The organism is Streptomyces lancefieldiae, from assembly GCF_031845825.1.
GTDB lineage: Bacteria > Actinomycetota > Actinomycetes > Streptomycetales > Streptomycetaceae > Streptomyces > Streptomyces lancefieldiae.
Genome location: NZ_JAVRFH010000414.1, coordinates 1 through 386, shown reverse-complemented (window position 1 = coordinate 386; position 386 = coordinate 1). Strand labels below are relative to the sequence as shown.

The window sequence follows — 386 nt, the reverse complement described above, 5'->3', positions numbered from 1 at the left end:
AGCAATGGCGGCGGGGATCGCACAGCTGACTGAGCTTTCCAAGTCAAGTTTCTACAAAGATTTGAATGGCAAAGCTCAGGAATTTGCCGAGTCGATCCAACGGTTTGCTACTGCCCGAAATTATAAAATACGCATTTTTTCAATCGCATCGATTTTTTGGTTTGCTTTTACTGAACAGGAGACCATCAGCGCTGCCGACCAGATTGATCCTTCGAGTATGGAAAAATTCAAAGTTTTTCACCGCGAACTCCTGAACAGAGGTGTTTATCTCGGACCTTCGGGTTATGAGGTAGGTTTTGTTTCTTCTGCACATTCAAAAATTGAGTTGGAGAAGGCAAAACGGGCAATTTTTGAGAGCCTTGATTTTGTTTTCCGGGGGGCAAGAG

1 protein-coding gene is annotated in these 386 nt (G+C 44.3%); it reads left to right on the top strand.

Features of this window, described 5'->3' with window-relative positions; translation table 11 throughout:
• The coding region (locus RM812_RS42760) for a hypothetical protein (RefSeq protein ID WP_311586518.1) at positions 1–386 on the top strand (386 nt) is incomplete at both ends.